We start from the raw sequence: 25,428 nt of genomic DNA on the forward strand, positions 1-25,428 counted from the left end.
TGCTTACATTACTCGCATACCAGGCTCTGAACCATCGTCTGGGTTAAGAATGTATATTTCTTTACCGCCAGGGCCTGCAGCAAGTACCATACCTTCAGACATTCCAAAGCGCATTTTACGCGGTTTAAGGTTAGCGACCATCACAGTTAGCTTTCCTTCGATGTCTTCTGGTGCGTAGGCTGATTTAATACCTGCAAATACTTGGCGTGTTTCGCCGCCTAAATCAAGAGTTAACTTAAGCAATTTGTCAGCGCCTTCTACGTGCTCTGCTTTAGCTATTTTAGCAACGCGTAAATCTATTTTTGCAAAGTCATCAAATTCAATCTCAGCTGCAATAGGCTCTTTTGCCAGTGGGCTATTAGGATCGATTTTGTCTTTTTCAGCGATTAAGCTTTCTTTTGATTCTTCAACCATTTTATTCACTTTGTCCATTTCAACACGTTGCATTAACGGCTTAAATTTATTGATAGGGTGGCTTATTAGTGCAGTTTGCACACCTTGCCATGTAAGCTCATCATTTAAGAAGGCTTCAACATTTGTGGCCATACCAGGAAGTACAGGCTTTAAGTAAGTGATCAGTACGCGGAATAAGTTAAGTCCTAATGAACATACCTGATGCGCTTCTTCTTGCTTAGACTCGTCTTTAATAAGCACCCAAGGCGCGGCATTATCAATAAATTGATTTGCTTTATCAGCAAGGGCCATAATCTCACGGATTGCGCGACTGTATTCACGATTTTCGTAATGTTCAGTGATAGTGGCTGAGGCGTTTTGAAACTCAGCAAGTAGCTGTGGTTCCATAATCGTGTCGCTTAACTTACCGTCAAACTTTTTAGTAATAAAGCCAGCACAACGGCTCGCAATATTAACTACTTTACCCACTAAGTCTGAATTTACACGCTGTGCAAAATCTTCAAGGTTTAAGTCTAAATCGGTGATGCCACTGTTTAGTTTAGCTGCGTAGTAATAACGTAAAAATTCTGGGTCTAGGTTATCTAAATAAGTACGCGCTTTAATAAACGTGCCTTTTGATTTAGACATTTTTGCGCCATTAACTGTAACAAAACCATGGGCAAATACGTTAGTAGGCTTTCTAAATTGAGCGCCTTCTAACATCGCAGGCCAAAATAGGCTGTGGAAATAAATGATATCTTTACCAATGAAGTGATAAAGCTCAGCGTCAGAGCCTTCTTGCCAAAACGCATCAAAGTCGATGTCTTGTTTGTCACATAAGTTTTTAAAACTTGCCATATAACCAATAGGCGCATCTAGCCATACGTAAAAATATTTACCCGGTGCGTTTGGGATTTCAAAACCAAAGTAAGGTGCATCACGGCTAATATCCCATTGCTGAAGACCATCGGCAAACCACTCATCTAGCTTATTCGCCATTTCTTGTTGGATTGTGCCAGAGTGTAGCCATTCTTTAAGCATGCCTTCAAAGGCGGGTAAGTCAAAAAAGTAATGCTCAGAATCTTTTAAAATAGGCTCAGCACCCGACATAACAGAGCGTGGGTTGATTAGCTCTGTTGGGCTATAGGTTGCGCCACAGGCATCACAGCTATCACCGTTTTGATCTTCTGATTTACAGGTAGGGCAGGTGCCAGTAACAAAGCGGTCTGGCAGAAAAATGCCTTTTTCTGGATCGAATAACTGGGAAATAGTGTGCTTTTTAATATGACCGGCATCATTAAGGCGGTTATAAATAAGCTCACTAAATTCTTTATTTTCTTGGCTGTGAGTACTGTGGTAGTTATCAAATTTGATATTAAAATCAGCAAAATCGCGTTGGCGTTCTATGCTAACATTTTTAACCATTTCCTCTGGCGTGATCCCTTGCTTTTGCGCATTAAGCATAATAGGTGTGCCATGAGCATCATCGGCGCACACATAGTATGCTTCGTGGCCTTGTAGTTTTTGAAAACGCGACCAAATATCAGTTTGAATATACTCTAATAAATGCCCTAAATGGGTAGGGCCATTGGCATAAGGTAATGCGCTAGTAATCAGGATCTTTCGCTGTGCCATAATCATTCCGAATTAAGCGTTCCTAGTCAGGAACAGATGAAAATTATTACATTATCGATAAGCGCGGTAGTAACAGAGTACACTGCTTATGGATATTTACTAATTGACTGGTGTTAATGCCCTGAATGTTACATAATTCCGTGGCACTTTTCATCAAAGAAACGCTATTTTATTGCTATGTTTGGACTGTCGAAACTATTCTCTGCTAAATCGGTGCAAAAACAACCGATTATTTCTGCTTTAGCGGCCTATCGAAGTGCCGCTTTCGCTGTGGGTATTGAGCAAGATTTTATCGCTGATATTACTCAAAACACCGATAAATCAATTATTGTTAAACTCACTCTTCCGTTTGCAGCACAATCTGAAATGCCACATGTTGCTAAATTTTTAACCGAGCGACTTAAAACCGAAGTAAATGTAAGCGCGGTGGTGACACTTAAAGAGGCTGCAAAATTTAAAGCCATAAAGCACATTATTTTAGTGGCCTCAGGTAAAGGCGGAGTGGGTAAGTCAACCACGGCTGTTAACATTGCAGGTTCGCTTAAAAATGAGGGCGCTAAAGTCGGCATTTTAGATGCTGACATTTATGGTCCTTCTATACCTATGTTGTTAGGTTTGGTAGGCAGTGAGCCTGTCACTAAAGACAACAAGCAATTACAACCATTTAATGCTAACGGCATTAAAGCGCAATCTATTGGCTTTTTAGTGCCTAGCGACGATGCTACCGTATGGCGCGGTCCTATGGCCTCAGGCGCGCTTAGTCAGCTATTAAATGAAACCGATTGGGGTGAGCTTGATTACTTAATCGTCGATATGCCCCCAGGCACTGGCGATATTCAATTAACCATGAGCCAAAAAGTCCCTGCCAGTGGCACTGTAATTGTTACTACGCCACAAGATTTAGCGCTGGCAGATGCGCAAAAAGGCATTGCTATGTTTAATAAAGTAAACGTGCCAGTGCTTGGTTTGATTGAAAATATGAGCCATTACATTTGCGGACATTGCGGCGAAGCTAATCATGTATTCGGTAAAGATGGCGCACAAAAATTAGCCATGAAGCATGGTGTTCCTGTGCTTTCGCATATTCCGCTTGCGATTAATATCAGAGAATCCTCTGAACAAGGTAAATTGATTGCCAATGATGCAAGTGCTGCTATAAGTGAAACCTACAGTGCAGCTGCACGGCTCATCGCCAGTACGCTTTATTATCAACAACATCACAACACAATTGAAGTTGTGATTACGGAAGATTAAAAATGAGACTTTCAGATACACATATAAAAGAATATTTAAACGATGGGCGGATTGTTATTGAGCCAGCGCCAACCAGTGAAATGATTTCAGGGGTGACTGCAGATCTTCGTTTGGGTAATAAGTTTAGAACTTTTCATGCCCATAATGCTGCTTACGTTGACTTAAGTGGACCAAAAGATCAGCTTAATAAAGCGTTAGAGTCAATCATGAGCGACGAAATTGTATTAGACGATGGCGAAGCATTCTTTTTACACCCCGGCGAGCTTGCATTAGCAATAACCTATGAAAAAGTAACGTTACCTGATGACATTGTTGGCTGGTTAGATGGGCGCTCATCGCTGGCACGTTTAGGTTTAATGGTGCATGTCACCGCTCACCGAATCGATCCAGGTTGGAGTGGTAATATTGTTTTAGAGTTTTATAACTCGGGTAAACTGCCGCTTGCGCTAAGACCCATGATGAAGATTGGTGCAATGAGCTTTGAAACGCTCACCGGCCCATGTGAAAACCCATATAACACCCGAGTTGATGCAAAATATAAAGATCAAAATAGCGCGGTGGCAAGTCGTATCAGTGATGATAAATAGTAATTCTGATTTTTAGAAACGATTACTATGCTTGTTGATGAAGCGCGTAACCTAATAATTGAAAATATTGGTTAAGTGCTTCATTGGCTTTTAACGTTTGGCTAAGCTCAGGGTAAATTAAATTATTACTGTTTAAGCCACTGACCAAGAAGCTATTTTTTATTATTTGATGCTGATTTATACAGGCTTCAAAACAGCGAGCTGCAAGCTCCTCTGGCATACTCATGTATTGCTGCTTGTGTGCCTTATCAAACGCGATACAGCGTTGGACAAATTCATTCGCATCTTCACCGTTTTGCGCTAAAAATACCTGCTTATAAAATTGATTAAGTGCATCATTAAGTGGATGGCTCAAATCAGGAGAGTTTGACAGCCATAACTTAGAGGCGAAACCAAAGCGGGTTTTTGATTTAAATAAATGCTCACTAATATGATGATCGAATGCATGAAACCACTCATGGGCTAAAGCACCGCCGCCTGCGTTTTTTGCCAGTGCGAGAGTTTGGTCATAAGCATTATAGTGTGCTTGCACACCTTTTTGTCCGCCATGGCCAAAGGCAAAGTTAAGTTTACCGCGAAGGCCAATTGCCGTTGGTGGTAAATGTAAAATTTGCGCTAAATCAGCTAGCGCATCATAAATTAAATTGGCACTAATAAAGCGCTCTTCTTTAGTCACCCACTTACCAACGACCATTGAACGAAAACCGAAAGTCGTTCTAATATCGCTAAAATCAACTTGGTCGTCAAAACGATAGTCAGGGCCTTGGCGTGAAAATCCGCGCTTTAATCGAGAAGGGGTATTACGCATTGGTAATTGCATTTTTAATTACAGGTAACGTGCTTTTACGTGAGCGGGCATATGTTGGGTTTGTTTGGTTATTAATTCATCTAACAAACCATACAAGGGTGCCGGGTTTAGGGCTTCAATAAGCGATAAACTATGCGCTACGGCCTCTAGGGTTGATAAACTGTCTGCCCTTGGGGCTTTACGAATAGCATAGCGGTTTGTAGGAATATGGCGAAAGCTTACTGTTTTAAACTGTTGTAATAGCGGATTTAATTGCAAGATTTTAAAGGCTTTATTCCATGTTCCATCGATCACTATTAAATGCGTAAGCGGTTGTACGTTTTCACTGTTATTGGCTACATCTAACTCAATTGCATCCTCGTTTGGGTAGAGTAACACGGTCGAGCTGATTGGTAGCTTTTGCAAGCAAGCGAAATCTTGATTATTTTCGCCTTTAATTATTTTGCATCGCGTTAAACTTAATGCCAATAACTGAGCTGTATTTTTGCTCACTTTTGCTTCACTGGGATGCTGTAAAACAATAACCTGAGTTTGGTTATCAACACAGGTTATTGCGTTGCAAATACAGGTGCTTAGCGAAAAATTACAGCGTTCACAAAGAGCACGTGCCATAAGCTAACCATTTGATTAATACATTTAGCGTAATTATACATTTTTGTATTAATAAAGTTGGTTTTTTTTGTGCTTAGATATAGAGTAAGAGATGAAAGAGAAATCGCAGGACCGCATTAAAGGGCATTAATATGACAGAGATCAGTATCGACGAATCCGCTTTAGAAAGTATGGAATCGCTATTAGGTGAACAATTTCCAGATACGCTGGAATTTTGTTGTGCGGAATTTGAGCGCTTAGGGAACGAAACTATTGCAGCGCTCGGTCAAGATAAAGAGGCCGCCATTCGCCATTCTCATAGCCTTAAATCAAATGCGGCTCAATTTGGAGCGGCAAGTTTAGCCGAGGTAGCACGTTTAATTGAATATAATTTAAATAATGGGAATGACGAGCAGGCTGTTGATGCAGCAAATAATTTAATGGCGCAAGTTACTGGCTCGCAAGCAAAATTAAATGAGTGGCACGCTCAGCGATAAACCCGTTTAATGAAGAACAGAATAAAGTGTTAACGTGAATTTTTTTCAGTTTTAAGCGCTTAATTTCCCCTAGTAATTCACGGCTTTACTGAGTTAGTCTTAAGGCTAACTTGCTCTTTAGAGGTAACAATGTCAGAAATAAAAAAGAGTCATAAATTAGACGGCGTCTGTTATGACATCCGTGGCCCCGTTTTAGTGCAAGCTAAAAAAATGGAAGATGAGGGCCAAAAAGTACTTAAGCTTAATATTGGTAACCCCGCGGCGTTTGGTTTTGATATGCCAGAAGATATGCACCGCGACATTATCCGTAATTTATATTCTGCTCAAGGCTATTGTGATTCTAAAGGGCTTTACTCTGCGCGTGTTGCTATTTATCAGCATTACCAACAGCGTGGTTTACACAACTTAGACGTTGATAATATTTACATTGGTAACGGTGTGAGTGAACTGATTCAAATGGTCACTCAAGCGTTGTTAAATAATGACGATGAAGTATTAATTCCTGCACCCGATTATCCCCTTTGGACTGCGTCGGTAAAGTTAGCAGGCGGTAACCCTGTTCACTATTTATGTGATGAAGAGCAAGATTGGTTTCCTGATATTGATGATATTAAAAGTAAAATCACCTCGAAAACTAAAGCATTGGTGTTAATAAACCCTAACAATCCTACTGGCGCTGTGTACAGTGACGCTTTGCTTGAAGAGTTGATAAGTATTGCCCGAGAGCACAAGCTTTTACTGTTAAGCGATGAAATATACGAGAAAATTCTATACGACGGCGTTACCCACACTTCTATTGGAGCATTGTGCGACGATATTCCTGTTATTACGTTTAACGGCTTAGCTAAGACATATCGCGCCGCTGGTCTTAGAATGGGTTGGATGGTGTTAAGCGGTCGTACAGCGTTAATGACTGATTTAATAAAAGGCTTAGATATTCTTGCTTCAATGCGCCTGTGCGCGAACGTCCCTGCTCAATATGCCATTCAGCAAGCATTGGGTGGAGTACAATCCATTGACAGTTTAATTGACCCAGGTGGTCGCTTATACGAGCAGCGAGATATTGCTTGGCGTGGATTAAACGCCATTGAGGGGATCAGCTGTAAAAAGCCAAAAGGGGCGCTGTATGCATTTCCTAAAGTTGATACTAAACTGTTTAATATTAAAAATGATGAACAAATGATGTTTGATTTGTTAAAGGCAGAAAAAATATTATTAGTCCATGGACGTGCATTCAACTGGCCAGATCCCGATCATTTTAGATTAGTGTTTTTACCTAATAAAGATGACTTGAGCAGTGCGATGATGAAAATGCAGCGGTTTTTCAAAGATTATCGACAAGAATAAAGTAAAAACGAGCCAATTGGCTCGTTTTTTAGTTAATGCACTAAAGTAAACGGCCGTGTTTTAAAGCATGTAACAGGGCATTCCATCCGCTGCCTTGGAATGCCAGCCTCCATAAAAACGTGTCCTTGCACTGTAAACCCGTTATTTTTGAATCGTTCTACTTCATTTAAAATACAGTTAATACTAACAGCCTCAATACCTTGCTCTGTGGCTAGCTTTACAATGAAATTAAGCAGTGATTTATAAACGTTGCGATTGCGATGCTGCGGTAGTACGGCAATTCTTCCTATTAACCCATCATTACATAATCGACCTGTGGCAACAGGTGAGTGCATATTATCGGTAACCAGAATATGTTGAGCGAGCGCATCTAAGTTATCAAATTCAATATTCTTTGGAATATGTAATTCGTAAACGAAAACGCGCTCTCTTATTTGTTGAAGTTGATCTTTTTCACTTTGCCAATCAACTTTGTCAACAGTATAAACCATGACCTCCTCCTAGCTAAACCAAATACCCTCATTAACCAGTGTAGTAAAAGTTTCGATAAAATCTAGGCTAGGTGTGGTTGAATTTAAGGTGTTGGTATCAAATTCAATAAAATCAGTTAGCTGTTTTACAGCCTTTAAATCAGATAACGGTAAAGGGTAGTTTTCGCCATTAACACTTAAAAGCAGCTCACTCTCCATACACTGGTAAATTGCGCGCGTGCCACCAAGACGTTCAAATGTCATATCACTTTCAAGTTGTTGCATAATTTCAGCGGAACTAAACGGCGTTTCTTCGGGCGCTAAATCCATATCGTGCTTAGGTTGACTTAAAGTGTTTCCTAACCAATTTTTAAATAAGCTGTCGTTTTCTATTAAAGCCTGCATTAATGTTTTGACTTTATCGACTTCGCTTTGTGTAAGCTCACCTTTTGAATCTCGAAGAGTGAGGGTATGATCCGTATACCGTTTTTGGCCACTCTCTGTGTCAATAATATGATCTGCAAAACTAGACAGGAGATCTTGTTGGTTAGGAGCTCTAAATCCGACTGAGTAATTTAAAGCATTTTCAATTGCATAGCCTTCATGAGGGCAACCTGGTGGTATGTACAAAATGTCACCTGGCTCTAAAACGCAATCAATCACTGCAGTGAAAGCTTCAACTTGTAGCAAGCTTTTATTTTGAGCAAATTGCTTTAAAGAGGCATCAGGTAAGCCTACACGCCAATGGCGTTTGCCTTCTCCTTGAATAATAAATACATCATATTGGTCTAAGTGTGGGCCAACACCGCCGCCAGGGGTTGAGTAGCTAATCATCAAATCATCTATTCGCCAGTTAGGAATAAATCGAAATGGCTCAAGTAATTGGGCGGCTTCTGGGTGCCAATGATCGACTGCTTGCACTAATAAAGTAGCATGCTCATCGGTGAGTATTTCAAAATCTTCAAATGGTCCTTGGTGGGATTGCCATTGCTGATTATGGTTGGTAATAATACGCGATTCTATGCTGTCTTCCATGGCAAGGCCTGCCAGTTCATTGGCATCAAGAGGGTCTTTAAAGTCACTAAAACCTCCTTTGATTAATAGTGGCTTTTTTTGCCAGTATTGATTTAAAAACGCTTGCTCAGATAATTCATTTATTTTTAGTTGATACATAGAATGCCTATAACGTTAAGAGCCAAATGACAAAAAAGCGAAAGGCAGAGACCTTTCGCTTTTTATTAGTCGTATTGATTTATTAAATTAAATCATCAATAAACTCAACAGCACGACCAATGTAGTTGGCAGGTGTTAGCTTTTTCATTTCTGCTTTTGCGGCGTCTGGTAATTCTAAACCATCAATAAAATCAGCCATTATTTCTTGATTTACACGTTTACCACGGGTTAAATCTTTAAGCTTTTCATATGGCTTTTCAATACCATATTTACGCATTACCGTTTGAATTGGCTCTGCTAGTAGCTCCCAATTTTGATCAAGCTCATCAGCTAAACGTTGCTCGTTAACTTCCAGTTTGCTCACACCTTTAAGTGTTGATTGGTATGCAATAACAGCATAACCCATACCAACACCTAAATTACGTAATACAGTTGAGTCAGTTAAATCACGTTGCCAGCGAGAAACCGGTAGTTTTTGTGCTAAATGACCAAAGATAGCATTGGCTAAGCCTAAGTTACCTTCTGAGTTTTCGAAATCAATTGGGTTCACTTTATGAGGCATAGTTGATGAGCCAATTTCACCGGCAATGGTTTTTTGCTTAAAGTGATTAAGCGCAATGTAGCCCCACATGTCGCGGTCAAAATCTAGCAATATAGTATTAAAACGCGCAATTGCATCAAATAGCTCTGCAATATAGTCATGCGGTTCAATTTGTGTAGTAAACGGGTTAAGTGTTAAACCTAGGCTAGTTACAAATTTATCTGCGTGAGTATGCCAGTCGTAATCAGGGTAAGCACTTAGGTGAGCATTGTAGTTACCTACAGCACCATTTACTTTGCCTAACATTTCTACTTGTGCAATTTGGTCACGTTGACGCTTTAAACGCATGTATACGTTTGCAAACTCTTTACCCATTGTTGATGGGGTAGCAGGTTGCCCATGCGTACGTGTCATCATTGGAATGGCTTTGTATTCAATAGCTTTTTCTTTAATTGCGCTTAATAGCTCATCGCAATAAGGTAAAATAACATTGTTACGGGCTTCACTTAACATTAAACCGTGAGATAAATTGTTGATATCTTCAGAGGTACATGCAAAGTGAATAAATTCATTAATGGCATGTAATTCAGCGTTATCAGCTACTTTTTCTTTTAGTAGATATTCAACAGCTTTTACATCATGGTTAGTAGTGCGTTCAATGTCTTTAACACGCTGCGCATCGGCTTCACAGAAGTTATCGACGATAGCATTTAATAGTCCGTTTGCTTGCTCGCTTAAAGCTGGGACTTCTGTTATATCGCTTGCTGCAGCTAACGCTTGCAACCAACGCACTTCAACGGTTACACGGTATTTGATTAACCCAAATTCGCTAAAAATACTGCGTAGTTCAGTGGTTTTGCTGCCGTAGCGACCATCAACCGGAGAGATAGCCGTTAACGCTGAAAGCTCCATAATAACTCCTAAATTTTAGTTTGAACGATAATTAAATTTTTGTTTTAGCAATGGCGAGAATTTTTCTTTTTGCAAAAAAGAAATGACGACGTTTGCCGCCCATTTGTCGCCATAACACTGCACTACGAATACCGGCTAAAAGTAACGCACGGATTTTGTTTTGAGTGAGTTGCTGTTTTAATAACTCGGGTTTACCATAAACCTGGATTCGGTGCCCAAGGGGGCTTAGCACCGACGAGTATATATCTGCTAAACCGGCAACAACACTGTCATCGGTAATAGCAAAATGATCTAAACGACGATGAATATCATCAATACGTTTACCTAATTCATTGAGACTTTTACTGTTGGCGCTAAGGGCTCGTTCTAACTGCATCAAGCCCCCCACGTATTTAACTATTTCAACATCTTTTTGAGCACCGGCACTCAGTTGTGCCATTAATGTTTTATAGCCATCACGCAAATTTTGTGTGCCTTGGTATACATCCTCAGGGGAGGCGGGTGAGGTTTGCACAATACTTGATAACAACGTCGAAAAATCGTGCTCATCACAACGACCGTATTGAGCAACCTTTTGTACTTGTTTAGCTACTTGACACATGGCAGCAAGTGCCATGACTTGATGTTGATTCATTACTTAATCACCGAATCAATAATGCCACCACCTAAGCAGACTTCATCAGCGTAAAATACGGCGGATTGTCCTGGGGTAACGGCTTTTTGCGGTTCATCAAACAACACGCGTGCCATACCATCTTCGCCAACGAGCAATGTACAGCTCAAGTCTTCTTGACGGTAGCGAGTTTTAACGGTGCAGCGAGTGGTGCCTTGCGGGCCAATACGATCTACCCAGTGTAATTGGTTAGCATTAAGGCCGTTACTATATAGGCGAGGGTGATCTTTACCTTGACCAACAACAAGAACATTACGCTCTAAATCTTTATCTACCACATACCATGGTTCGCCAGAACCTTCTTTCATACCACCAATTAATAAACCTTTACGCTGACCAAGGGTGTGATACATCAAACCTTCATGCTCACCTACATTGTTACCGTCGGTGTCTTCAATTACCCCTGGTTGTGCAGGTAGAAATTTTTGTAGGAAATCTTTGAATTTACGCTCGCCAATAAAGCAAATACCGGTGCTGTCTTTTTTATCATGGGTAATTAAATCTTGTTCTTCAGCAATACGGCGTACTTCTGGTTTGGCAATATCTCCCACAGGAAATAGTGTTTGCGCAATATGTTCATGGCTTAATGTGTATAAAAAGTAGCTTTGATCTTTGTTATCGTCTAGACCACGGCACATTACATATTTATCACCACGTAGCTCACGGCGCACATAATGCCCAGTTGCAATAAAATCAGCACCAAGCGCTTGCGCAGCAAACTCTAAAAACGCTTTAAATTTTATTTCTTTATTACACATGATATCTGGGTTGGGTGTGCGACCCGCTTTGTATTCCGCTAAAAAGTATTCGAATACATTATCCCAGTATTCAGCAGCAAAATTTACGGTATGAAGTTCAATGCCTAACTTATCACATACAGCTTGTGCATCTTTTAAATCTTCAGCAGCGGCACAATATTCATCATTGTCATCTTCTTCCCAGTTTTTCATAAACAGGCCTTCGACCTGATACCCTTGCTGTTTTAACAAGTAGGCAGATACAGAAGAATCAACACCACCGGACATGCCAACGATGACTTTAATGTGACTATTTTCGCTCATGAATAATTTCGCTTATACAGATTACTGTTAACTAGGAAAGGCCGCGATTATAGCATGTATTTTGCAGGTGCTTAAAGAGAGGATGGGGGATTGAATAGATTTTGTTGTAACTTTTTACACTCAATGGCGAGCAATAAATAGATTGGTGTTTAATTAACTCGTTTTTTGACTAGTGAAAAGGGATGGTTTTTATTGGCGGCCTCATACTTTATAAGTTGTTTTTGTCGTGTTTAATTGCGCAGCAATATTCTTCATTAACAAAACTTTACATTTTAGATTACCTACCATATCTTAAGTAGTATACAGATACATAAATAAACTAAAATATAATCAATGGAATGAATATATGAACTACGCCTCGCAATCACATTTGGTTAAGTCGTTTGTGCTTGATGCGTCTGAAAAAACAGTGTCCGATCTCACTTTTGAAGACGATTATTCACTACAGCAATTAAAAGAATCAGCTTATAAATTATTTTATGACATTATTACTGTGCCAGTTCCCTATCTTTACCAAGAACCTAATCCGATTGTTGAGCTGTTTAGGCTTATAGAATCTTCATTAGGCTCTTTAAAATCTTCACAAAAAGCAATTTTAAACCAATTAGAAAAATGGTGGGTAGAGTGGCATTTTGTTGCTTCTATGAATGCATTGTTTGAAAGTGAAAACAAAGAGCAAGACTTCAACGTTATTAGCACTACCCAGCATCCTATGCGTAAACATGAGTTAAGCCACTATGCGCGGTTATTTACTATTTTACCCTTACCTGTGTGTGATGTTTGTATGGTAACCGGTGATATTTTAAAAGTTAACCAACGGTTTGTTGATGTATTTGGTTACACGTTACAAGATGTTCCAAATCTCAATGTATGGTGGAAATTGGCCTACCCTGAAAAAGATTACAGAACATTTGCACAAACGTTATGGCAAAAGTCACTTGATCAAGCCAATCTAAATAATGATGATATTCCTGCTAATGATTACAGAATTTCCTGCAAAGATGGTAGTGAAATTGTGATGCAAGTCTCTGGTATCAGTGTTGAAGGGGAATTCATTGCTATATTCAATGATGCCACTGAGCGTTTAAAAACCCAAGAAATACTCAGTGATATGGCATTTTTAGACTCACTTACAAAAATAGCCAACAGACGACGCTTTGATGAAAAACTAACGTCTGAATTTGACAAGCTACCAAGCGACAACGCTGAACTGTCGATGATCATTATAGATATTGATAATTTTAAAAAGTATAACGACCGTTATGGTCACCTCGAAGGAGACAAATGTTTATTTCAAGTGGCGCAAAAACTAGCTGAAACTGTCTGTCGACCTGAAGATTTTGTAGCCCGATATGGAGGCGAAGAGTTTGTCGTGCTGTTACCGCAAACGGGTAAGCAAGGAGCATTATTTATCGCGGAACAAATACAAAAGTCGATTGAAAAATTGGCCATTCCCCACAAAGACAGCTTCACAGGACTATTGTCTGTCAGTATGGGGATAAATACCATAGAGCATGACCACTATAGTGATCATGCGCAATTTTTTAAACAAGCAGACAGCGCACTTTATTACGCGAAAAAACAAGGAAGAAATTGTATTGCTTTAGCTACAGATAATTAGGGTCTGTTGACCTTTGCGGATTAAAATTTGTTCAAACTAGGGGCGGTTTAATCGCGGCGCGAGGTTTGTGACCTAGTGGGCTAAGTAAAAGCCGAGCAACAAAGAGTAAATCGCCCCTAGGCAGAACCCTTCGGGCAGCGCTTGTTTGGCATTGATGCTGCGTTATCGCCTATTTATGGGGAATAACAACACCTCATAGGCTCTGCCTTGCCTAAATACCAAACAGACTGCTGAAAATTTAACCTTGAAAGGTCAACAGACCCCAACGCAAGTTGATGGTTAATCATCAATTTCTTTGAATTCGCCGCTATTTATTCCCTCAAGCGTGTATTTACCGATACTGTAGCGAATTAAACGCAAAGTAGGGTGGCCAACATGAGCTGTCATTCGTCTAACTTGACGGTTTCTACCTTCGTTAATAGTTATACTCAACCATGAGGTTGGTATTGATTTACGTTCTCGTACCGGCGGTGTGCGAGGCCAAAGTGTTGGTTCATCCATTAAAGTTACCTTAGCGGGCAAGGTGATGCCATCTTTGAGTTCAACACCTTTATTTAAAGCATCAATAGATGCTTGTGTTGGGATCCCCTCGACTTGAACCCAATAAGTTTTGTTGGTTTTTTTACCAGGCGCTGTGAGCGTGTTTTGTAACTTGCCGCAGTTTGTTAATAACAACAAGCCTTCGCTGTCTCTATCTAAACGACCTGCTGCGTAAACATCCTTTATGGGAATAAAATCAGCTAATGTTTGTCTATTTTGATCGTCAGTAAACTGACAAAGCACATCATAGGGTTTATTAAATATAATGACTTTTTTATCACTTTGCGCTACTGGCGGCTTTATTGGCCTTTTTACTGTACTTTTATTAATACCAGTTCGAGAATAAGTACGACCTGTATTGCGTTTGCCCTTTGAAGAGGGCGAATGTTCAGGTTTGTGTTTCATTAAATACACCGTGCAGGTTTAGGTAAACCCGCTATTTTCGTCGCTTGTTTGGCCGGCCCTTTAGGAAAAAGCTTGTATAAGTACATGCTGTTGCCTTTATCTTCACCAAGTGCTTTAGCCATGGCTTTGACTAACATTCTAATGGCTGGGCTGGTGTTGTATTCAAGATAAAACGCGCGCACAAAATTCACAACTTCCCAATGTTGCTCAGTTAACGTAATGTTTTCTTGTTCTGCAATAACATTGGCTAACTCTTTTGACCACTTAGTATGATCTAGCAGGTAACCTTGCTTATCAGTGTCTATTGTTTGATTATTAAATTCCAGCATGGATCACCAAGTAATTGATTGTTTAGATGATAAACTAAGCGCAACGAACTCATCATAGCTAATTGCTTTATCATTCAAATTTAAAGATATATCGCGAGCGTCTGCATCATCTTTTAAAATATAAAGTGAGTCAGCAAATTGTCTGTATTGCTCTTTCGCAAAGCAAGCATCACCCACGAGTAGCACACTGTCTGTGAGCATAATCAGGTTGTCTAAGCTGTGGGTACTGTAGTAATTCAGTGGTTTTGAAAAAATATGTAAAGTGCTCATAGGGTCACCACATGCTGCTGATTGTGAATTAGCTGTTTTTGGGCGTTAAAGTTTACTATGTTTGCTTCAATGAGCAGTTCACTCTTACTTAAACCATAATCAATCAGTGATTTCTCACAGACGTAAATATTTTCAACATCATAAATTTCTAACGTTTTAATGTTTTTGAAAAAATCTTTGATGCCTAAGGTATTTGGATTTTGGTTTCTTTTCAGCGCTAACACGGCTGGACCACTAAACAACCAGCTAATATTTTGATCAACGGCAGCAAAAATAAGGGTCATATCAAGTGCATCGCGGATGTGCATGTCATCAAATGGGCTTGATTGACTAATTACGAGTACATTAATCATTTAAATTGTATCCATTTATCCGCTTCACTGGCCAGCATGGCAAATTCAGCTAAACCTGCCACAGCAAATTCGCCAGTATTTTTTATGTCTAAGCCACGCTTTTCAGCCGCAGTAACGCATAGCATAAGCTTTATGTTTTTTTCTGCGAGCTGATGCCAAAGTGAGGGAGGGTTTAACTCATCTGAGGCGAGCTCAAAATGAGTTGAAGCGTGATAAATACCATCTTGGTATAAGAATAACGCATCAACGCTATGTCCTTGCGCTAGGCAGGCATGAGCAAATTTAACAATACGTTGTGTGGTATCGTGATCTGATGGTGGAGTATGTAAAGAAAGTACAAAGCGTGCCAAAACTATTCCAATAAAAAAGCCCCAATAAAGGGGCTATTTTAACAGAACTATTTAATTAGTCATTATTTGCGCCAAGTAAGGCAAGTAATGACGTAAATAGGTTATATACACTTAGGTATAAAGATACGGTTGCACGGATATAATTTGTTTCGCCACCATTAATGATTCTGCTTGTGTCGAACAAAATCAGGCCAGACATAATTAATACCACTGCTGCGTTTAGTACCATAAACATTAACGAGCTACCTAGGAAAATATTTACAATACTTGCCACAATAACCACAATTAAACCGACAGTTAAAAAACCACCCATGAATGAGAAGTCTTTTTTAGTGTTAAGTGCATAAGCAGATAAACCAAAGAAAATTAACGCCGTAGAACCTAGCGCTTGCATAATTAGCATCGGGCCATTAGGTAATTGTGCGTAGTGATTAAGTAGTGGGCCTAAACCTGCGCCCATTAATCCTGTAAACGCGAACACCCAAAATACGCCAGATGCTGTATCTGCTTTTTTGTTAACAACAAAAAGCAGACCAAATGAGACAAGTGTAAATACAAGTCCCATAAAATAAGGTAATTGCAGTGCCATTGAAATACCGGCAGTGACTGCACTAAATGCAAGTGTCATTGCAAGTAAAAAATAAGTGTTTTTAAGCACCTTGTTTGTTTCAATGGTCGACATTACCGGCTTTGCAGTATTGTACGATTGATTAAACGCCATTGTAGAGCTCCTGTAAGTGAAACTAAGTAGTTCCTGTAATTTAACTAAAATTAGATTACCAACTCTTATATGTTTGGGCAAACCTTTGTAGATCAATAGACAACTAAATTCAAATAAAAGTTCATTCGCCGGTTAGGATTTACTCTTATTGCTTTATGTTTAAACAAATTAGTTGTTTTTTAATCACTTGAACAAATAAATGAAAAAAAAGCTTCACAAAGCCCATGGGTTTCCCTATTATTCAGGCCGTGCGGAGAGATGGCAGAGTGGTCGAATGCACCGGTCTTGAAAACCGGCAGGGGTTTATAGCCCCTCTAGGGTTCAAATCCCTATCTCTCCACCACCTAATTAAAATAATTACGAGTACACTCTTACTTGTAATTTATGCACTTTCGGAGAGATGGCAGAGTGGTCGAATGCACCGGTCTTGAAAACCGGCAGGGGTTTATAGCCCCTCTAGGGTTCAAATCCCTATCTCTCCACCATTATCAGATAAGCCCGCTTTTTGCGGGCTTTTTTGTGCCTCATTTTCGCTATACCTTTTTCAAAGCCAAGTATATTTAGTTAAAAAATACGACCATAGTCTCTATTTATAAGCTACAGCGGTTAGTGCATGCTAAGAAATTAAAGATTTACGTTTGTGTTAAGGATCTTACAATGAAACATCAACTCGCAAAAAGCGTCGCACTTTCATTATTATCTCCTGTTATTATTGGCAGTATGTTAGGGATTTACTATGCATTGACAATGCGTGGTGATGCCGTCTCTATTTTTTTAGGGTTATTAATGACGGCTATTGCTAACGCGCACATAGTAGGCTTAACCATGGCCGCGTTTGTTGTGCCTTGTTATTTACTTATGTTTAAATATTCTAAGGTCAATTATTCTGGTGTATTAACACTAGGCTTGCTAGGCGGGGCTATTTTTAGTTACCTACTGAGCGCCACCACAGGTGAGATATTTTTAATCAATAGTGTGATGTCAGGGTTTGCTGCTGGGCTGTTTTTATTCGGTCTACGTAAATCGGTACAAAGTTAATTGCAGAATATTTAATCAAGTGCGTCGTAAAACCATGTAATTTCCTTTTTTTTACCCGCAAAAGGTTTCAATTTTTAGTGACAAAGAGTACCTTTAGCTACTGTATGTTTAATAAGAAGTAGTTTGGTATGCAAAAGCACGATTTTTACCAGTCATTAGTTAAGCAAACTGAATCGCTGATAGGCGGTGAATCAAACATAATTGCCAATATGGCAAATATAAGCGCGCTGTTATTTACCTCTTTGGAAGATGTGAATTGGGCGGGCTTTTATTTTATGGATTCACCCACAGAATTGGTACTTGGTCCATTTCAAGGCAATCCAGCTTGTATTCGTATTCCAGTAGGGAAAGGGGTATGTGGCACTGCTGCGGCAACCGAGCAAACCCAGTTAATTTCAGATGTGCATGCTTTTGACGGTCATATAGCCTGTGATGCAGCATCAAATTCTGAGATAGTTGTACCTATCATGAAAAACGGATCTGTATTTGCGGTGCTAGATATAGATAGCCCAAGTATCGGCCGATTTGATACTGATGACCAAGCAGGGCTTGAAGCACTTGTAAAATGCTTAGAGGCTAGCCTGTAATGAAAGATTTGCTAAATGTTCAAGATTACCTTTTTGCCGTTCAAGATGTTGGTGATTGGGAAGGGGATGAAGAACATGTAGCGGAAACGCTCAATGATTTGATTCACATGGCATGGGATCGTCTACCTGATGATTTAGACTGTGATTCAATTGATGAAATTATAAATGGTATTTGGGAACATTTACGTGGTGATATGGCTGTAATCGAAGCTGACTTTGAAGAGTTAGTCGATTGGAGTATTCACTATGTTGATTCTGCCCTTGATGAAAAGATGTGATTAAATAGGTTCTAAAATGGAAACCACAAACAAGCTAAAAGATATTAATGAAGTATTGGAGTTCTTATACCAAGAATTTCCACAATGTTTTAAACAAAAAGAGGGCATTCAGCCGCTCAAAGTTGGTATTTTTAAAGATATCGCTGAGCGCATTGAAGGGTCTGAGAAAGTAAGTAAGACACAAGTTCGTCAAGCACTTAGAAAATACACATCTAACTGGCGCTACCTTGAAGCTGTTACTAAATCTGAATTTAGAATCGATCTTGACGGAAATCAAGGCGAAAAAGTTGAGCAAGAGCATATCGACCACGCACAAAAAGCGTTGGAAGAAAGCCGCGCCAAAATGGCAAAACGCAAAAAGCAGCAACGCCCTCGTCAAGATTCAGATGCAAAATCTTTCAAAAAGAAACCAGCTCACCCGGCTAAAAACTCATCGACTGCAGCAAAACCTGCAAAAGCCGCTGCACCTAAGCGTTCAGGAAAAGTTGAACCTTTGCCTGCAGGCGAGGTCAAGGTTAATAACAAGGTTAAGGTTAAACTTGGCCAAGCACTTGTTAATGCAGTAATCACTGAAGTAAACAAAGACGATGTTCACGTTGAATTAGTGACAGGTATGCAAGTAAAAACCAAAGCCGACAGCTTATACATTATTTAAGTTGCGAAAAAATTAAGGAGTTGTGTATGAGTAAAAAGTTTACGCTCATTCCGTTAGTTGCTGCACTGTTTTCAGGTTCATTATTTGCTGCAGTAGAGCCGGTAACATTAGAAGACTTACCTTTGCTAAAGCAAGAAAGTCAGCACGGTACAGCCAGTAAACGAGTGGCTAACCTATTTACTCGTTCGCACTACACACCTGTTCGATTTAACGATGAGCTTTCAAGTAAAGTGTTTGATCGTTATATCGAATCCCTTGATTTTAATAAAAGCGTGTTTTTAAAAAGCGATATTGACTCATTTGAGCAATATCGTGAGCGTTTTGATAACGCGCTAATTAGTGGCAAGTTAGGGTTTACGTTTGATATTTTCAACTTAAGCCTTAAACGTCGTTTTGAACGTTATGAATTTTCGCTTTCGTTACTTGAAAATGAAATGACGTTTGACAAAGAAGACGAATACTTTTACGACCGTGAAGATGCACCATGGGCGACTACGCAAGCTGAGTTAGATGAAATTTGGCGCGAGCGAGTGAAATATGATGCATTACGTTTAAAAATGACAGGTAAAGATTGGCCTGGCATAAAAGACGTGTTGACTAAGCGTTATAAAAACGCAGAGAAGCGTCTTGTACAATCAAAATCTGAAGATGCATTTCAAATTGTAATGAATTCACTTGCACGTAGTATTGAAGCACATACTTCATACTTATCTCCACGTCGTGCAGAACAGTTCAAAATGGATATGGATCTCGAACTTGAAGGCATTGGGGCGGTGTTAACCCCTGATGAGGACTACACGGTAATTCGCAGTTTAGTACCTGGTGGCCCAGCAGATAAATCTGAGCAAATAAAAGCTGATGATCGCATTATTGGTGTGGCTCAAGATAGCGAAGAATTTGTTGATGTAATTGGCTGGCGTTTAGATGATGTGGTTGATTTAATAAAAGGCCCCAAAGGCACTAAAGTACGTTTGCAATACCTTAAAGGTGCAGATGCGCACGGTACGCCAAAAGTGGTTGAAATTATTCGTGATAAAATTCGTCTTGAAGACAGAGCTGCCAAATCAGAAGTCTTTGAAGCCAGCTATTCTGATTTAACCAGCAAAATTGGTGTAATAGAAATACCAGGTTTTTACAACAACTTATCTAAAGATGTAAAAGTTGAGCTGGCTAAACTCAAAGAACAAAATGTTGACGGCATTATTATTGACTTACGCCAAAATGGCGGTGGTTCTTTGTATGAAGCGACTCAGCTATCTGGCCTGTTTTTTGACCAAGGTCCAGTAGTACAAATTCATACCTTAAACAACCGTATTGAAGAACAAAAAGATCGTGACGGCATTACCTATTATGATGGCCCGCTGACAGTGCTTGTTGATAGATACAGTGCATCAGCGTCTGAAATCTTTGCCGCAGCAATGCAAGACTATGGTCGAGCCGTTATTATTGGTGAGCAAACCTTTGGTAAAGGTACCGTGCAACAGCATAAAGGTTTAGCGCGTGCTTATGACTTATACGATAATCCTTTAGGTAGTGTGCAATATACGATTGCAAAGTTTTACCGCATTAATGGCGGTAGTACGCAGCATAAAGGGGTGATCCCAGACATTACCTTCCCATCGGCTATTGATCCTGCAGAATGGGGTGAAAGTAAACAAGATAATGCATTACCATGGGATAGCATAGTACAAGCGCAGTATAAGCAAATAGGGCGTTTAAATCCTGTTATTAGTGTGCTGGAAAAACAGCATAATGAGCGCATTAAAACCGAACCTGAATTTAATTATGTGTTTGAAGATATTGCTCGTTACAACGAAGAAAAAGATCGTAAAACAATTTCTTTAGTCGAGAAAAAACGTATTAAAGAAAAAGAAGAAAATGAAGCGCGAGCATTAGCACGCACTAACGAGCGTTTAAAGCGTTTAGGCAAACAACCTTTAGAAAATTTAGATGACGTGCCTGAGGTAATTGAAGAGCTTGATCCGTTTCTTGAAGAGGCAGCACTTATTACACAAGATTATATTAAATATGGTCGCGTAGCTAAGCGCTAACATAGGCTTCATTCAGTAAAAAAAAGGCGCCAAGGCGCCTTTTTTACTATCGATAATTTGCTAAATTGTTATAATTGCCGATTACCAAAAGTTGAGCTAGATCAAGCATGCTCAATAAATGCGCGTACGTGCTAATAAAAATAATCAACATGCATCGAATGTGTGTAGGAGTCTATATTTTGAAGCCAATTGAAGAAAAACCACTTAAAAGTGCCTCGTTTCTTGATGCACTCATTCCAATTACTGTATTAATTTGTTTATTAGGTGCCGCTGTGTACTTATTTGGTGATGACTCATCGTCAGGACCAAATCAAATTGCCTTGTTGTTTGCAACATTCGCTGCGGCATTAATTGGTTTAAAAAATGGCTACACCTGGAAAAAATTAGAAGATGCAATGATTGAGGGGATCACCTTATCTCTTAGTGCAATTTTGATCTTACTCATGGTAGGGGCATTAATCGGAACCTGGCTATTATCAGGAACCGTACCAACGTTAATTTATTACGGCCTACAAATTATTAATCCTAGCTGGTTTTACGCCGCGAGTTGTTTAATTTGTGGCATTGTAGCAATGAGTATTGGTAGTTCATGGACTACAGCAGCGACTATAGGTGTCGCGTTACTTGGTGTAGCTTCTGGGCTTGGTTTAGAGCCGACAGTTACCGCTGGCGCCGTAATATCAGGCGCTTATTTTGGCGATAAGCTTAGCCCACTATCAGAAACAACTAATTTAGCCCCAGCCGTTGCCGGTGCTGATTTGTTTGAACATATTCATCACATGCTTTGGACAACGGTTCCAAGCTTTGTGATTGCTTTAATTATCTTTGTTTTCATGGGTTTTAACGCTACAGCGGCGGGTGAGTCGGGTCAAATAGATCAAATAACTGCAATTCTTCAGCAAAACTTTAATATTGGCTTAGAAATGTTGGTGCCGTTAATTGTATTACTTGTGCTCGCGATTCGAAAAATGCCAGCGTTTCCGGCTATTTCAATTGGTGCTGTGATCGGCGCAGTGTGGGCTATGTTATTTCAATCGGACTTAATTGCTAGCCAAATAGACATGACTCAGGGCGAGTTTGTGGGTTACTTTAAACTGGTTTGGACCACCTTTTTTGATGGCTTCACGATTAACACGGGCGATGCAAAAATGGACTCGTTACTGAGTGGCGGCGGCATGTCTGGCATGCTAACCACGACATGGTTGATCATGACTGCACTCATGTTTGGTGCGATTATGGAAAAAACCGGACTACTTGATATCTTTGTTAAAAGTATTTTAAAAATAGCAAAAAGCACCGGCTCTCTTATCGCCTCTACTATTGCAACGTGTATTGGTACCAATATTATTGCTGCCGATCAGTATATTGCCATTGTGGTACCTGGGCGGATGTTTAAAGAAGAATATAAAAAGCGTGGTTTAAAGCCTGTTAACTTATCACGTACGCTAGAGGATGGTGGCACAATCACCAGCCCGCTCATACCCTGGAACACCTGTGGTGCGTATATGCAAAGTGTGCTGTTAATCAACCCGTTTGATTATGCGCTTTATGCTTTCTTTAACCTTATAAATCCTTTCTTAGCTGTTATTTACGCTTACTTAGGTATTAAGATATTGCGTATCAAACCTAAACAAACGGCTTAATTTAAGTAGCTCCTTTTATCATTAAAAGGGGCTATTTTTTTGGAGTGAACATGACTGAACTACAAAAACCTCAAGCAGAATACCTAAAAGACTACCAAGCCCCTCATTTTTCAATCGAACACACTGAGCTGACATTTGATTTACAGCCATTAAAAACTCAGGTAAATGCTTTATTAACGCTTAAGCGCGTTGGCGATTTAAATGCGCCACTGGTATTAGATGGCATAGACTTAACTTTGATCTCTTTGTCGGTAGAGGGTGCAGAACTCACAGATTATAAAATTATAAATCAGCAATTAATCATTAATAATCTACCTAATGAATGTCAGCTAAGCATAGTGACGCAAACATCACCGCAAACCAATACTTCACTTGAAGGTTTATACTTATCGGGTGGGGCATACTGTACTCAATGTGAAGCGCAAGGGTTTAGAAAAATAACCTACTATATGGATCGTCCTGATGTCCTTTCGACTTTTGATGTCACCATAATTGCAGATACGACATTTGCGCATTTACTCTCCAATGGTAACCAGGTTGATAGCGGTGAAACGCAAGATGGACGTCATTTTGTAAAATGGCAAGACCCATTCAAAAAGCCAAGTTACTTGTTTGCTTTAGTGGCAGGGGACTTTGATGTTTTACACGATAAATACACTACCCGCAGTGGTAAGGATGTAACCCTAGCGTTATTTGTCGATAAAGGAAACTTACCTAAAACAGAGCATGCTATGACGTCGCTTAAAAAAGCGATGGCTTGGGATGAGTCACGTTTTAATTTAGAGTATGACCTTGATATTTATATGATTGTTGCCGTTGATTTCTTCAATATGGGAGCAATGGAAAATAAAGGGTTAAATATTTTCAACAGCAAATGTGTGTTGGCGAATCAAGAGACGGCAACCGACAAAGATTATCATACTATTGAGTCTATTGTTGGCCACGAGTACTTTCATAACTGGACAGGAAATCGTGTAACTTGTCGTGATTGGTTTCAGCTGTCTTTAAAAGAAGGTTTAACGGTATTTAGAGATCAAGAGTTTAGCAGTGACTTAGGCTCTCGTGCGCTAAATAGAATTGACGCGGTAAAAGTGATGCGCACTCATCAATTTAGCGAAGATGCCGGCCCTATGGCTCACCCAATACGTCCAGAAAAAGTGATTGAAATGAATAACTTTTACACCGTTACTGTGTATGACAAAGGGGCTGAAGTTATTCGTATGATGCATACATTGTTGGGTGAGGAAAACTTTCAAAAAGGCATGGCTTTGTACTTTGAACGCCATGACGGGCAGGCGGTTACCTGCGATGACTTTGTTGCGGCAATGAGTGATGCATCATCAATTGATTTATCACAATTTAAGCGTTGGTATAACCATTGTGGTACACCTCGCCTGAACGTAACTAAAAAGTATGATGAAGCTTCGAAAACATTCTCGCTTAGCGTAGAGCAGCTTGCACCAGCGAATCAGCCTGACAATGCAATGTTACATATTCCTTTTGCTATTGAGCTTTTAGACTCTCAAGGGCAGAGTATTGCATTACAGTACCAAGGCAAGCAGCTTGATCATGTGCTGGATGTAACGCAAAGTTCGCAAACATTTCACTTTGATAATATTCACAGCAACCCAACCGCTGTATTGCTCGAAGATTTTTCAGCTCCATGTATTTTAAATCAATCTATTAGTGAAGCGGATTTATTACATATTATGCGTTTTGCGCGTAGCGATTTTTCACGCTGGGATGCACAACAGCAGTTATTTATTAACGCTCTTAAAGCCAATGTTACTTCAGCAAGTAAGACCCCTTTGAGTGAGGAGGTGATTGATGCACTACGTGGATTGTTATCTCAGCGTGAGGGCGATTTAGCACTGGTTGCTGAACTGTTGAAGTTGCCAAGTTTTGATACCTTAGCTGCTGAATTTGAAATAATACCGGTAGATCAAATAACGGCTAATATTGAGTTATTTGAACAGCAAATTGCCACGCAATTGCACAGAGAATTTTTAAGCTGTTACCAAGCCATTACCGATGATGGCAGTGTTAGTGCGCAAGCGGTAGCAATACGTGCGCTGAAACAACTGTGCCTACATTATTTGGCAAAAACCGACGGTGTTGATGCGGCAAATTTAATTGAGCAGGCTGCATCATCAACAAATATGACCAATGTACTCGGCGCATTGAGCAGTGTGGTTAAAGCAGCACATCCATTGTCTGATAAATTACTCGAGCATTTCGACGCTCAATGGCGACATGATGTATTAGTAATGGATAAGTGGTTTGCCCTGCAAGCAATGAACTCTGCTGATGATGCTATTGAGAAAATAAAGGCTTTGTATACACACCCTTGTTTTGATTTTTCAAATCCAAACCGAGTACGTGCACTAGTGGGTAGTTTTTCTCATTTTAATACTGCACAGTTTCATCGTTTAGATGGCAAGGGCTATACATTACTTGGCGATTTATTAATAAAGCTCAATGCGATTAACCCGCAAAATGCATCTCGTATGTTAACGCCGTTTATGTCGTGGCGTCGTTATGATGAAACGCGTGCAACTGCAATGAGAGCTCAATTAGAGCGATTAGCTAATTTAGAGGGGTTAAGCGACGACCTATTTGAAAAGGTCGAGAAAGCCTTACAATAA

General features: G+C 39.8%; 26 protein-coding genes and 2 tRNA genes. 14 read left to right on the top strand and 14 right to left on the bottom strand.

The window, feature by feature from the left end; genetic code table 11:
- Positions 1-3 precede the first annotated feature (3 nt).
- Positions 4-2,028: a methionine--tRNA ligase gene (gene metG / locus AC27JR_RS08340; RefSeq protein WP_487173312.1), complete on the bottom strand. Its 2,025-nt coding sequence runs from the start codon at positions 2,026-2,028 to the stop codon at positions 4-6.
- A gap of 177 nt (positions 2,029-2,205) precedes the next feature.
- Between metG and apbC the strand changes: the two genes are divergently transcribed.
- Both apbC and dcd read left to right on the top strand, forming a co-directional pair.
- A complete protein-coding gene (gene apbC, locus AC27JR_RS08345) occupies positions 2,206-3,282 on the top strand; it encodes an iron-sulfur cluster carrier protein ApbC (RefSeq protein WP_076918627.1) in 1,077 nt (358 codons plus the stop codon).
- Positions 3,283-3,284: 2 nt separating this feature from the next.
- Positions 3,285-3,869 (top strand): dCTP deaminase, encoded by a 585-nt coding sequence (dcd, locus tag AC27JR_RS08350; RefSeq protein ID WP_487173313.1) that lies wholly within the window; start codon positions 3,285-3,287, stop codon positions 3,867-3,869.
- A gap of 25 nt (positions 3,870-3,894) precedes the next feature.
- Here the strand turns inward: dcd and AC27JR_RS08355 are convergent, their stop codons facing one another.
- Both AC27JR_RS08355 and AC27JR_RS08360 read right to left on the bottom strand, forming a co-directional pair.
- Positions 3,895-4,677, bottom strand: coding sequence for a CLCA_X family protein (locus AC27JR_RS08355; RefSeq protein WP_487173361.1), 783 nt, complete (start codon positions 4,675-4,677; stop codon positions 3,895-3,897).
- 18 nt (positions 4,678-4,695) lie between these two features.
- Positions 4,696-5,289 carry a tRNA-uridine aminocarboxypropyltransferase gene (locus tag AC27JR_RS08360; protein WP_487173314.1) on the bottom strand — a complete coding sequence of 198 codons (594 nt, stop codon included), beginning with the start codon at positions 5,287-5,289 and terminating at the stop codon, positions 4,696-4,698.
- Positions 5,290-5,420: 131 nt separating this feature from the next.
- Between AC27JR_RS08360 and AC27JR_RS08365 the strand changes: the two genes are divergently transcribed.
- Together AC27JR_RS08365 and AC27JR_RS08370 are read left to right on the top strand one after the other, a co-directional pair.
- Entirely contained in the window at positions 5,421-5,765 is a 345-nt protein-coding gene (locus AC27JR_RS08365) for an Hpt domain-containing protein (RefSeq protein ID WP_010390183.1), read from the top strand.
- 129 nt (positions 5,766-5,894) lie between these two features.
- Positions 5,895-7,112 carry a pyridoxal phosphate-dependent aminotransferase gene (locus AC27JR_RS08370; protein WP_076918630.1) on the top strand — a complete coding sequence of 406 codons (1,218 nt, stop codon included), beginning with the start codon at positions 5,895-5,897 and terminating at the stop codon, positions 7,110-7,112.
- 32 nt (positions 7,113-7,144) lie between these two features.
- On the opposite strand, the gene AC27JR_RS08375 is transcribed toward AC27JR_RS08370, so the two are convergent.
- From AC27JR_RS08375 to mnmA, 5 genes are all read right to left on the bottom strand, one after another.
- The gene (locus AC27JR_RS08375) at positions 7,145-7,603 is read right to left on the bottom strand and encodes a GNAT family N-acetyltransferase (RefSeq protein WP_076918631.1); all 459 of its coding nucleotides are present in this window, start codon (positions 7,601-7,603) and stop codon (positions 7,145-7,147) included.
- Positions 7,604-7,612: 9 nt separating this feature from the next.
- A complete protein-coding gene (locus AC27JR_RS08380) occupies positions 7,613-8,755 on the bottom strand; it encodes a ribosomal protein uL16 3-hydroxylase (protein ID WP_076918632.1) in 1,143 nt (380 codons plus the stop codon).
- 82 nt (positions 8,756-8,837) lie between these two features.
- Positions 8,838-10,208, bottom strand: coding sequence for an adenylosuccinate lyase (purB, locus tag AC27JR_RS08385; protein WP_487173315.1), 1,371 nt, complete (start codon positions 10,206-10,208; stop codon positions 8,838-8,840).
- Positions 10,209-10,239: 31 nt separating this feature from the next.
- A complete protein-coding gene (gene hflD / locus AC27JR_RS08390) occupies positions 10,240-10,842 on the bottom strand; it encodes a high frequency lysogenization protein HflD (protein ID WP_131691103.1) in 603 nt (200 codons plus the stop codon).
- Positions 10,842-11,942: a tRNA 2-thiouridine(34) synthase MnmA gene (mnmA, locus tag AC27JR_RS08395; RefSeq protein WP_076918635.1), complete on the bottom strand. Its 1,101-nt coding sequence runs from the start codon at positions 11,940-11,942 to the stop codon at positions 10,842-10,844. Before mnmA ends, hflD begins: the two co-directional genes overlap by 1 nt.
- A 346-nt stretch (positions 11,943-12,288) precedes the next feature.
- On the opposite strand from mnmA, the gene AC27JR_RS08400 reads away from it, so the two are divergent.
- On the top strand, positions 12,289-13,563 hold the full coding sequence (locus AC27JR_RS08400; RefSeq protein ID WP_487173316.1) for a sensor domain-containing diguanylate cyclase: 1,275 nt from the start codon (positions 12,289-12,291) through the stop codon (positions 13,561-13,563).
- A gap of 279 nt (positions 13,564-13,842) precedes the next feature.
- Here AC27JR_RS08400 and AC27JR_RS08405 read toward each other — a convergent pair whose 3' ends face one another.
- From AC27JR_RS08405 to AC27JR_RS08430, 6 genes are read right to left on the bottom strand one after another with little or no spacing between them, the layout of a single operon-like run.
- Entirely contained in the window at positions 13,843-14,508 is a 666-nt protein-coding gene (locus tag AC27JR_RS08405) for a pseudouridine synthase (RefSeq protein ID WP_487173317.1), read from the bottom strand.
- The gene (locus AC27JR_RS08410) at positions 14,508-14,837 is read right to left on the bottom strand and encodes a TusE/DsrC/DsvC family sulfur relay protein (protein WP_131691099.1); all 330 of its coding nucleotides are present in this window, start codon (positions 14,835-14,837) and stop codon (positions 14,508-14,510) included. The genes AC27JR_RS08405 and AC27JR_RS08410 overlap by 1 nt, the downstream gene beginning before the upstream one ends.
- Before the next feature lie 3 nt (positions 14,838-14,840).
- Positions 14,841-15,107 carry a DsrH/TusB family sulfur metabolism protein gene (locus AC27JR_RS08415; RefSeq protein ID WP_487173318.1) on the bottom strand — a complete coding sequence of 89 codons (267 nt, stop codon included), beginning with the start codon at positions 15,105-15,107 and terminating at the stop codon, positions 14,841-14,843.
- Entirely contained in the window at positions 15,104-15,460 is a 357-nt protein-coding gene (gene tusC / locus AC27JR_RS08420) for a sulfurtransferase complex subunit TusC (RefSeq protein WP_464708653.1), read from the bottom strand. The genes AC27JR_RS08415 and tusC overlap by 4 nt, the downstream gene beginning before the upstream one ends.
- Positions 15,457-15,810, bottom strand: a complete 354-nt coding sequence (gene tusD, locus AC27JR_RS08425) for a sulfurtransferase complex subunit TusD (RefSeq protein WP_076918641.1) — start codon at positions 15,808-15,810, stop codon at positions 15,457-15,459. Before tusD ends, tusC begins: the two co-directional genes overlap by 4 nt.
- A 55-nt stretch (positions 15,811-15,865) precedes the next feature.
- Positions 15,866-16,531 (bottom strand): Bax inhibitor-1/YccA family protein, encoded by a 666-nt coding sequence (locus AC27JR_RS08430; RefSeq protein ID WP_008112034.1) that lies wholly within the window; start codon positions 16,529-16,531, stop codon positions 15,866-15,868.
- Between the two features lie 252 nt (positions 16,532-16,783).
- Here AC27JR_RS08430 and AC27JR_RS08435 point away from each other — a divergent pair.
- The 9 genes from AC27JR_RS08435 to pepN all read left to right on the top strand — a co-directional run bounded on the left by AC27JR_RS08435 (position 16,784) and on the right by pepN (position 25,428).
- A tRNA-Ser gene (locus AC27JR_RS08435) sits at positions 16,784-16,874 on the top strand.
- A gap of 51 nt (positions 16,875-16,925) precedes the next feature.
- A tRNA-Ser gene (locus tag AC27JR_RS08440) sits at positions 16,926-17,016 on the top strand.
- A 172-nt stretch (positions 17,017-17,188) separates the two neighbouring features.
- A complete protein-coding gene (locus AC27JR_RS08445; RefSeq protein WP_487173319.1) occupies positions 17,189-17,569 on the top strand; it encodes a hypothetical protein in 381 nt (126 codons plus the stop codon).
- A gap of 128 nt (positions 17,570-17,697) precedes the next feature.
- Entirely contained in the window at positions 17,698-18,156 is a 459-nt protein-coding gene (locus AC27JR_RS08450; protein WP_033103380.1) for a GAF domain-containing protein, read from the top strand.
- Entirely contained in the window at positions 18,156-18,434 is a 279-nt protein-coding gene (locus tag AC27JR_RS08455) for a hypothetical protein (RefSeq protein WP_076918642.1), read from the top strand. Before AC27JR_RS08450 ends, AC27JR_RS08455 begins: the two co-directional genes overlap by 1 nt.
- A gap of 16 nt (positions 18,435-18,450) precedes the next feature.
- A complete protein-coding gene (gene proQ / locus AC27JR_RS08460; RefSeq protein WP_487173320.1) occupies positions 18,451-19,089 on the top strand; it encodes an RNA chaperone ProQ in 639 nt (212 codons plus the stop codon).
- Positions 19,090-19,115: 26 nt separating this feature from the next.
- Complete coding sequence (prc, locus tag AC27JR_RS08465; protein WP_487173321.1) at positions 19,116-21,140, top strand: carboxy terminal-processing peptidase; 2,025 nt, start codon at positions 19,116-19,118, stop codon at positions 21,138-21,140.
- Positions 21,141-21,298: 158 nt separating this feature from the next.
- Complete coding sequence (gene nhaC, locus AC27JR_RS08470) at positions 21,299-22,783, top strand: Na+/H+ antiporter NhaC (RefSeq protein ID WP_076918645.1); 1,485 nt, start codon at positions 21,299-21,301, stop codon at positions 22,781-22,783.
- A 50-nt stretch (positions 22,784-22,833) separates the two neighbouring features.
- Positions 22,834-25,428 (top strand): aminopeptidase N, encoded by a 2,595-nt coding sequence (gene pepN, locus AC27JR_RS08475; protein WP_487173322.1) that lies wholly within the window; start codon positions 22,834-22,836, stop codon positions 25,426-25,428.

The sequence above is a fragment of the Pseudoalteromonas sp. NH0006-26 genome (assembly GCF_057552415.1).

Coding starts and splice junctions, on each gene's coding strand:
- metG (WP_487173312.1), bottom strand. CDS start 2,028: ATGGCACAGCGAAAGATCCTGATTACTAGCGCATTACCTTATGCCAAT.
- apbC (WP_076918627.1), top strand. CDS start 2,206: ATGTTTGGACTGTCGAAACTATTCTCTGCTAAATCGGTGCAAAAACAA.
- dcd (WP_487173313.1), top strand. CDS start 3,285: ATGAGACTTTCAGATACACATATAAAAGAATATTTAAACGATGGGCGG.
- AC27JR_RS08355 (WP_487173361.1), bottom strand. CDS start 4,677: ATGCGTAATACCCCTTCTCGATTAAAGCGCGGATTTTCACGCCAAGGC.
- AC27JR_RS08360 (WP_487173314.1), bottom strand. CDS start 5,289: ATGGCACGTGCTCTTTGTGAACGCTGTAATTTTTCGCTAAGCACCTGT.
- AC27JR_RS08365 (WP_010390183.1), top strand. CDS start 5,421: ATGACAGAGATCAGTATCGACGAATCCGCTTTAGAAAGTATGGAATCG.
- AC27JR_RS08370 (WP_076918630.1), top strand. CDS start 5,895: ATGTCAGAAATAAAAAAGAGTCATAAATTAGACGGCGTCTGTTATGAC.
- AC27JR_RS08375 (WP_076918631.1), bottom strand. CDS start 7,603: ATGGTTTATACTGTTGACAAAGTTGATTGGCAAAGTGAAAAAGATCAA.
- AC27JR_RS08380 (WP_076918632.1), bottom strand. CDS start 8,755: ATGTATCAACTAAAAATAAATGAATTATCTGAGCAAGCGTTTTTAAAT.
- purB (WP_487173315.1), bottom strand. CDS start 10,208: ATGGAGCTTTCAGCGTTAACGGCTATCTCTCCGGTTGATGGTCGCTAC.
- hflD (WP_131691103.1), bottom strand. CDS start 10,842: ATGAATCAACATCAAGTCATGGCACTTGCTGCCATGTGTCAAGTAGCT.
- mnmA (WP_076918635.1), bottom strand. CDS start 11,942: ATGAGCGAAAATAGTCACATTAAAGTCATCGTTGGCATGTCCGGTGGT.
- AC27JR_RS08400 (WP_487173316.1), top strand. CDS start 12,289: ATGAACTACGCCTCGCAATCACATTTGGTTAAGTCGTTTGTGCTTGAT.
- AC27JR_RS08405 (WP_487173317.1), bottom strand. CDS start 14,508: ATGAAACACAAACCTGAACATTCGCCCTCTTCAAAGGGCAAACGCAAT.
- AC27JR_RS08410 (WP_131691099.1), bottom strand. CDS start 14,837: ATGCTGGAATTTAATAATCAAACAATAGACACTGATAAGCAAGGTTAC.
- AC27JR_RS08415 (WP_487173318.1), bottom strand. CDS start 15,107: ATGAGCACTTTACATATTTTTTCAAAACCACTGAATTACTACAGTACC.
- tusC (WP_464708653.1), bottom strand. CDS start 15,460: ATGATTAATGTACTCGTAATTAGTCAATCAAGCCCATTTGATGACATG.
- AC27JR_RS08430 (WP_008112034.1), bottom strand. CDS start 16,531: ATGGCGTTTAATCAATCGTACAATACTGCAAAGCCGGTAATGTCGACC.
- AC27JR_RS08445 (WP_487173319.1), top strand. CDS start 17,189: ATGAAACATCAACTCGCAAAAAGCGTCGCACTTTCATTATTATCTCCT.
- AC27JR_RS08450 (WP_033103380.1), top strand. CDS start 17,698: ATGCAAAAGCACGATTTTTACCAGTCATTAGTTAAGCAAACTGAATCG.
- AC27JR_RS08455 (WP_076918642.1), top strand. CDS start 18,156: ATGAAAGATTTGCTAAATGTTCAAGATTACCTTTTTGCCGTTCAAGAT.
- proQ (WP_487173320.1), top strand. CDS start 18,451: ATGGAAACCACAAACAAGCTAAAAGATATTAATGAAGTATTGGAGTTC.
- prc (WP_487173321.1), top strand. CDS start 19,116: ATGAGTAAAAAGTTTACGCTCATTCCGTTAGTTGCTGCACTGTTTTCA.
- nhaC (WP_076918645.1), top strand. CDS start 21,299: ATGTGTGTAGGAGTCTATATTTTGAAGCCAATTGAAGAAAAACCACTT.
- pepN (WP_487173322.1), top strand. CDS start 22,834: ATGACTGAACTACAAAAACCTCAAGCAGAATACCTAAAAGACTACCAA.